This is a genomic window from Leucobacter celer subsp. astrifaciens (genome assembly GCF_001273835.1).
Classification (GTDB): domain Bacteria; phylum Actinomycetota; class Actinomycetes; order Actinomycetales; family Microbacteriaceae; genus Leucobacter; species Leucobacter celer.
This window is the reverse complement of record NZ_JHEI01000211.1, coordinates 1-355: the sequence shown is the minus strand read 5'-3', so window position 1 is coordinate 355 and position 355 is coordinate 1. Positions and strand designations below refer to the sequence as shown.

The following is a 355-nucleotide window of genomic DNA, read 5'->3' as shown; positions in this document are numbered from 1 at the left end:
CGCAATACCGTTCCGAGCCTTATGGACGGCATCGACGTCGGGTCGGCATCGAGCAGTGTCGAAGTCGGGACTGGCCGAGTGCTCTCATGTGTGCAGAATAGGCCGTTTAACAACGCCGAAGATTTCCTCGCCTCCAACCCTGGTTATACGACGGTGAACTACAACACCGACTATGAAATGGGGGGCTCAAGCGGCTTCCAGGTCGGTTCGACGTTCAAGCCCATTACACTCGCTGAGTGGATCAAGGAGGGCCACTCGGTCAATGAGGCCGTCAACGTGAACAGCCGCAAGGGCGTACCCCTGCAGTCATTCTCCGCATCGTGTCTCACCGACGGCGTCTACGGCTACGGCACCT

1 pseudogene is annotated in these 355 nt (G+C 58.3%); it reads left to right on the top strand.

The features are described from left to right. Positions 1–21: 21 nt before the first annotated feature. Positions 22–355, top strand: a pseudogene (locus tag AMS65_RS18935) (transglycosylase domain-containing protein); the annotation flags it as partial.